Consider the following 2064-nt stretch of genomic DNA (forward strand, 5'->3'; position numbering starts at 1 on the left):
CGACTTCACCGTACGCGACAGCACCACTCGTCAGCATGCCGTTGACCGCTCACAGGCTCCATAAGAACCCGCCCTGCCATCACGTGTCACGCCTGACACTGCCGCGTCCACCGCATCCTGCCCCGCGTCTCTGGACGATCCGGAACGCCCCTCTGTGGGACAGGATGACGGCACTATGCGGGTGATTTGGGGCGGGCGTCAAGAACAATTTCTGAAAATCGGAACGCTGGTCTGGATCATGCTTCAGGATGTCTGAGGGCTTGGAAAACGCCAGGTTGCGAGCGATCGGTCGTTCAGACCGTCATTCCGGGATCGACGCTTCGCATCGCCGCCAAATGTCAGGCACTACGGGATCGACCCTCACGTCCCCGGCCGCGCCACCTCGGTCTCCTTGCTGGTGATGAACTCCAGCAGCACCGGCACGCCTTCCTGGGTCTTGGCGATGCCGCGCCTGATCGCCGGCACGATGTCCTCCGGTCTGGTGATGCGCTCGCCATGGCCGCCGAATGCCCGCGCCATCGCCGCGTAATCGCCGGAGATGTCGGTCGATCGATATTTCTCGGTCGAGACCGGCATCACCTTGAGTTCGATTGCCATCGAAAAATTGTTGAGCAGGATCGACATGATCGGGATCCGCTCGCGCACCGCGGTCTCGAAATCCATGCCGGTGAATCCGATCGCGGCATCGCCCCAGACGTTGATGCAGAGCTTGTCGGGCTTTGCGAGCTTGGCGCCCATCGCGAGTCCCAGCCCGTAGCCGAGCTGGGTGGTCTTGCCCCAGCCGATATAGGACAAAGGCTCGACCGGTTTCCAGAACGGCGACAGCTGGTCGCGCGGGCTGCCGGCATCATGGGTGATGATGGTGTTGCTGATATCGACGGTGTGCTGCAGGTCCCAGAGCACGCGGTAAGGGTTCAGCGGCGCGTCGTTGGCGGTGAGCTTCGGCATCCATTTCGAAAGCCACTCCTGGTGCGAGGCGGCGATCTCGGCTGCGACGGCGCGCGCGTCGCGATCGGCGGTGACGGTCTTGCCGATCTCGTCCAGCAGCGCCTCGAGCACCAGCGCGGCATCGCCGACCAGTCCGATCCTGGCCTCGACATCCTTGTTGAGATGATTGGGGTCGAGCGTCGAATGGATGATGGTCTTGCCCTTGGGCATGGCGATGCCGAACGAGGTCTCGGTGAAGGAGCAGCCGATGCCGAAGATCACGTCGGCTTGCGCGAGGAATTTCGGCACCGCGCGCGGCGCGGCGAGTCCGCCGGAGCCGAGCGAGAGCGGATGGGTCTCGGGAAACGACGATTTGCCGCCGAGGCTTGTGGTGACGGGAATGGCGAGAAGCTCGGCGAGCCGCTTCAGTTGCGGCCACGCCCTGGCGTAGTGCACGCCCTGGCCGGCATAGATCACCGGCCGCCGGGCGGCGACCAGCAGGGCGGCCGCCTCCCTGACATGCGCGGGATCGGCGCCATAGCGCGTGCGCAGCACCGGCGTGTAGTTCAGCGGTTCCGGCACCTCCTCGTTCCACATGTCGGCCGGAATCTCGACCATGACCGGACCGCCGCGGCCGTTCTTCAGCTTTGTGAAGGCGCGGCGGAAGATGTTGCCGACCTCGCTTGCCAGCATGATCGGCTCGGAGGATTTGGTAAACGGCTTCATCGCCTGGCTGGAATTGAAGTTCGGCTCGATATTGGCGATCCTGCGCGGATAGCCCATCGGCAGCACCAGCACCGGCACGGACTCGCCGAAACATTGCGCCACGCCGCCCATCGCATTCTCGGCGCCGGGGCCATGCTGCATGCAGAAGGCGCCGATGCTGCGCCCGGACGTCACCCGCGAGATCGCGTCCGCCATGTGCAGCCCGATCCGTTCCTGGCGCACCATGACGGGACGGATGTCGGCATTGGCGGCATATTCGATCAGATGGTTGACCGGATAGCCGCAGAGAATCTCGATCCCCTCGCGCTTGAGAATTTCCGCGATCGCGCTGCCAAGTTTCATGGCCGTCTCCCTTCCCGAACTGGCCGATGTTGCACTCGGCCTGAAGCTGCATTTGGAACAGGAATTGGC

At 63.9% G+C, this 2064-nt stretch carries 1 protein-coding gene; it reads right to left on the reverse strand.

Going from position 1 to position 2064, the window contains the following annotated elements; translation table 11 throughout:
- Positions 1-360 precede the first annotated feature (360 nt).
- A partial coding sequence (locus WCB02_RS11170) for a thiamine pyrophosphate-requiring protein (protein WP_423958209.1) occupies positions 361-2064 on the reverse strand: 1704 nt, incomplete at its 5' end.

Source organism: Bradyrhizobium sp., from assembly GCF_049581145.1.
Lineage (GTDB): Bacteria > Pseudomonadota > Alphaproteobacteria > Rhizobiales > Xanthobacteraceae > Bradyrhizobium.